Below are 4,767 nucleotides of genomic sequence, written 5' to 3'. Positions count from 1 at the left end.
CGAACAAACGCGCAGGGCGCAGGTTGATGTACTGGTCGAATTCGCGGCGGAATTTAAGGAGCGAGCCCCACAGCGAGATGTGATCGGGGACGGTGTCAGGCCAGCCGACCGCGCCGAAGAGGATGGCGTTGCAGTCCTGCACTTGCGCTTTCCAGTCGTCGGGCATCATCTGGCCGTGCTTCAGGTAGTACTCGCAGCTCGCCCATTCAATGTGCTTGTATTCGATCGAAACGCCAAAGCGCCTGGTGGCGGCGTCGAGCACGCGGATGGCTTCGGGCATTACTTCGCGGCCGATACCATCGCCGGGAATGATTGCGATTTTGTAGGTCTTGGTCATGTTCGGGATCCTGTTAAGGGTTTGTCGCATAAGGGTTTGCACCCGGGCTGGCACCAGCCTGTGGCTATTATTTTATTCCGCTCTGCAAGGCTTAAAATCAGCGTTTTGGTTAAGCCACTGTGCACGAAGCGTGAATAATGAATATCCCGTCTTCTCCGAATCTCGATGATCTGCGCGTCTTCTGCACGGTCGCCCGCAAGTCCAGCTTCAGCGCGGCGGCCGAAGTCCTGTCGGTCTCGGCGGCTTATGTCAGCAAGCGCGTGAGCGTGCTCGAAACCGACCTTGGCACGCGCCTGCTGCATCGCTCCACGCGCCGGGTCGCCATTACCGAGGCGGGCGAACGCGTTTACGCGTGGGCCGAAAAAATTCTCGACGACGTCGATCATCTCGTGGAGGACGTGTCCACCACGCGCCGGATTCCGCGCGGCACGCTGCGCATTTCCAGCAGCTTTGGCTTCGGACGGCATATTGTGGCGCCCGCGCTGGCGCGTCTCTCCGACCAGCATCCGCAATTGAGCGTGCGCCTGGATCTGTTTGACCGGCTGGTGGACGTCGCAGGAGAAGGTTTCGATCTGGATATCCGCATTGGCGACGATATCGCGGCGCATTTGATTGCGAAGCGGCTCGCGTCGAATCATCGGGTGTTGTGCGCTTCGCCGGATTACGTGGAGCGTCATGGCGCGCCGAAGCAACTGGCCGATCTCGCGAGCCACGCGTGCCTCGCGATAAAGGAGCGCGATCATCCGTTCGGTTTGTGGCGCTTGCATGTGCGTGGCGAACCGGTTTCGATCAAGGTGACCGGGCCGTTGTCGACGAATCACGGCGAGGTCGCGGTGCAATGGGCGCTGGCCGGGCGCGGAATTGTGCTGCGCTCGCTGTGGGACGTGCGCCCGTTGCTTGAGAGCGGCCAGTTGCAGCAAGTACTGCCCGATGTTACGCAGCCCGCCAACGTCTGGGCGGTGTACCCGGCGCGGTTGGCGTCATCCGCGAAAGTGCGGGTATGCGTGGACTTTCTCGCCGACGAGTTCGCGCAATGGAACCTGCCGGCGCCCTAAGATTCACTAACTGTGATTCTGTGAAAACAGGCTTTCGAGCGGGTAGTGGTTCTTCACGAACGGCGACTTGATGATGATGAAGCTGAAGTACTTCTCAATGCCAATATCGCGTTCGAGCAAGCCTTCAATTATGCTTTGATAGTGACTCACGCTGCGCGTGACGAACTTGAGCAGGTAGTCGTATCCGCCGCTTGCCAGATGGCACTCCACGATTTCATCCACGTCCTTGATCGCCGCGACGAACTTGATGAAGTCCTCGCGGCGATGATCGGCAAGCGTGACTTCGGTGAAGACAATCTGCACGTCGCCGAGCTTTTCCAACTGGATCTGCGCGCCATAACCGACGATATACCCCGCCTTCTCCAGCCGCTTCACGCGAATCAGGCATGGGCTCGGCGAGAGCCCGACCGCGTCGGCCAGCTCGACATTCGTGATGCGGCCTTTCTTCTGCAATTGCGAAAGGATGCGCAGATCTATGCGGTCAAGCTTGCCTTCGCTGCTCATCGTCAGGGTGTCGCTCCAGTTGCGTGGGATCGTCTCAAAATTGTGATTCGATCTTATCACGCAGCTACGTGGGTTTTCACCTTGCCTTGGGCGCCGCTTACGGCGCCTGGCGCCGCTGCAAGCTTCAGCGCGGCGCGGACCTCGGGTTCGGCGAGCACGTCGTCGAGCGTTTTCTCGAGGCGCTCGAACATCAGGTCAAACTCGGCTTCCGTATAGCTGAGCGCCGGCGCAAAACCCAGGATGTTGTCGCCGAACGCACGGAACACCAGACGGTTCCGATATGCGGCAGCCGTAATCCGGTCGGACAAATTAAGCGCTGCATCGAAGCCCTGTCTGGTTTCCTTATCGGAGACGAGTTCGAGCGCCCCCAGCAATCCGCGATGACGTGAATCGCCGACCAGCGGATGGGCCAGCAGCGCGTCGAGGCCGCGTGCGAAACGCCCGGCATGGCGAATGCCGTTCGCAAGCAGGCCGCCCTCGTGATAAAGGCGCAGCACTTCGAGGCCGATGGCGGCACTGACCGGGTGCGCCGAATACGTATGACCGTGACCGACGATCGCGGCGGCGTCGCCGTTTGCGATGCCCTGGTACACGGCATCCGACATCAATACCGCGCCCATGGGTGCATAACCGGCTGTCAGGCCCTTGGCGACCGTCATCAGGTCCGGTTCGACGTCTTCTGCCTGGCAGGCAAACAGCGGGCCGGTCCGGCCGAAACCGGTGATGACTTCATCGGCGACGAACAGGATGTCGAGCTTGCGGCACGCTTCGCTCATGGCTTTCAGCCAGCCGAATGGCGGCACGATCACGCCGCCTGAGCCCTGGATGGGTTCGCAGAAGAACGCGGCTACGTTATCTGCTCCGAGCGAGGCGACCTTCGTTTCCAGTGCGGCGACGGACGCGGTGATCAGCGCGGCGTCGTCGGCGAAATTGTTGCGATACGCGTACGGCGACGGGATGTGATGCTGGTTCGGCAGCGGCAGGTCGAAGTTGCGATGGAACGCCGGCAGTGCGGTGAGTCCTGCGCCGACCGCCGATGACCCGTGGTAACCGCGTTCGAGCGCGATGATGTGTTTCTTCGAAGGCCGGCCAGTCGCGTTGAAGTAATGCGTGATGAAACGCACGGCGGAGTCGACTGCGTCCGAACCGCCCAGCGTGAAATACACGTGCTGCAGCGAGGCGGGTGACAGCTCGACCAGTTTCTCGGCCAGTTCGATCGCGGGTGCGTTGCCGAAGTGGAAATAGCTGGTGGCGTAGGGCAGGCGGGCCATTTGTTCGGCCGCTACTTTCACGATGCTTGGCTGGCCGTAGCCTACGTTGACGCACCAGAGGCCGGAAAACGCGTCGAGGAGTTCGTTGCCTTCGGCATCGCGCAGGAATGCGCCGCTGGCGGATTCGAGCACGGTGACACCGCGAGCTTCGTGGGCACGGTAGTTGATGACCGGATGAATCAGATGTTTACGGTCGGCTTCAATGAGCGATTGGATCGACATGGGGATTTTTCTCGTCGCGGAAAGGGGCTGATGACCGTTCCATACTAGAGAAGAAGGGCAGGAGTCCGACGTCCTAAACAATTCGTGAAATAGCGCGGATGCCGCGTTTTGCAGCGCGTCCGCAGCATTTTCTGCCACGGGCGCGTAAAAACGATGATTTGCCGTGATTTGCTCTGGCGAGCGGCCAAAGTCAGTAACCGCGGCTGCGATCGATTTGTCCGATCATCGGCAGGCCTTTGCGATGGCGTCGCAGATTGTCGAGCACGACTTCCACGGCGCTGTCCGGTCGCGTTTCGCTGGCGATGTGCGGCGTGATCCGCACGCGCGGGTGCGTCCATAGCGGATGTGTTTGCGGCAGCGGTTCGGGGTCGGTGACGTCGAGGATGGCGTTTTGTATCTGGCCGCTCGCGAGTGCGGCGAGCAGGTCATCCTGGTTCAGATGCGGGCCGCGGCCGGTTTGAATCAGCGATGCACCGCGTGGCAGCTTGTTGAATAGCGCGGCGTTCAGCATGGCACGGGTGGCGTCGGTGAGGGGGAGCAGGCAGATCAGGATGTCGGTGCGGGCGAGGAAGGTGTCGAGCGTGCTGGCACCGGCATGGCATTCGACGCCTTCGATGTCTCGTCCTGAGCGGCTCCAGCCGGCGCAGGGGAAGCCGAATAGTTTCAGCCGTTCCAGCACGGCGGTGCCTAGTACGCCGAGGCCGAGTACGCCGATGCGCCGGGATGATGCTGCGCGTACCGGCAGGGGGTTCCATGTTTTTTGTTGCTGCTGGAGTTGGTAGTCGACGAGGTCGCGGTGAATGGTGAGTACGGCGTGGGTCACGTATTCGAGCATTCCTTCTACGATGCCGGGTTCGATCATGCGGACTACGGGGATGTGTTCGGGCACGCCGGAAAGGTCGAATTGATCGACGCCTGCACCGACTGAGAATATGACTTCGAGGTTCGGTAGGGTGCGGGCTGGGTCTTCGGGTGGTTGCCAGGCGGCGAGGTAGCGGACCTTTGCGGGATCGCCGGTGTCTGGCCATATGTGGAAGGGGATTTCTGGGGCTTTTTGGGCGAAGAGCCTAGCCCATTGGGTTCCGCGGTCGGAACTGCCCTTGTAGAGAAATGTCATGGTGTTCGTTTTTTTGGGGGGGAGCGGTCGGTCGGGGTTAGTGCCGGGTTGCTAGGTTCTGGCGTTAGCGGTTTGGGTCAATGCCGGGTTGCTGCTTTTGGCTTTAGCGGCCTGCTTGGGTTGGCTATTCTCTTTATCACTATTAGCCACTGCGCGTGGCGGCGCGTCATTTCTTTGTCCAAAGCGACAAAGAAACGAAGCAAAGAAAACGCTTTTAAAACACGCTACCCTAAGTGTCCACAGCGTGCAGTTTCTATTCAT

General features: G+C 60.4%; 6 protein-coding genes. 1 reads left to right on the top strand and 5 read right to left on the bottom strand.

Features of this window, described 5'->3' with window-relative positions; genetic code table 11:
- Positions 1-337: isocitrate/isopropylmalate family dehydrogenase (locus JWR14_RS15555; RefSeq protein ID WP_299708237.1), on the bottom strand; the 337-nt coding region annotated here is incomplete at its 3' end.
- Between the two features lie 143 nt (positions 338-480).
- Here JWR14_RS15555 and JWR14_RS15550 point away from each other — a divergent pair.
- Positions 481-1,392 (top strand): LysR substrate-binding domain-containing protein, encoded by a 912-nt coding sequence (locus JWR14_RS15550; RefSeq protein ID WP_299708239.1) that lies wholly within the window; start codon positions 481-483, stop codon positions 1,390-1,392.
- Positions 1,393-1,398: 6 nt separating this feature from the next.
- Here JWR14_RS15550 and JWR14_RS15545 read toward each other — a convergent pair whose 3' ends face one another.
- From JWR14_RS15545 to JWR14_RS15530, 4 genes are all read right to left on the bottom strand, one after another.
- Positions 1,399-1,896 carry a winged helix-turn-helix transcriptional regulator gene (locus JWR14_RS15545; protein WP_062089182.1) on the bottom strand — a complete coding sequence of 166 codons (498 nt, stop codon included), beginning with the start codon at positions 1,894-1,896 and terminating at the stop codon, positions 1,399-1,401.
- Positions 1,897-1,952: 56 nt separating this feature from the next.
- Positions 1,953-3,389, bottom strand: coding sequence for an aspartate aminotransferase family protein (locus tag JWR14_RS15540; RefSeq protein WP_299708228.1), 1,437 nt, complete (start codon positions 3,387-3,389; stop codon positions 1,953-1,955).
- Between the two features lie 190 nt (positions 3,390-3,579).
- Complete coding sequence (locus tag JWR14_RS15535) at positions 3,580-4,506, bottom strand: glyoxylate/hydroxypyruvate reductase A (RefSeq protein ID WP_299708226.1); 927 nt, start codon at positions 4,504-4,506, stop codon at positions 3,580-3,582.
- A gap of 51 nt (positions 4,507-4,557) precedes the next feature.
- On the bottom strand, positions 4,558-4,767 hold a 210-nt coding region (locus JWR14_RS15530), incomplete at its 5' end, for a hypothetical protein (protein ID WP_299708224.1).

The sequence above is a fragment of the Caballeronia sp. genome, assembly GCF_028292365.1.
Taxonomy (GTDB): Bacteria; Pseudomonadota; Gammaproteobacteria; order Burkholderiales; family Burkholderiaceae; genus Caballeronia.
Note: the sequence above shows the minus strand (reverse complement) of the source record. Positions and strands in the feature narration are given on the sequence as shown.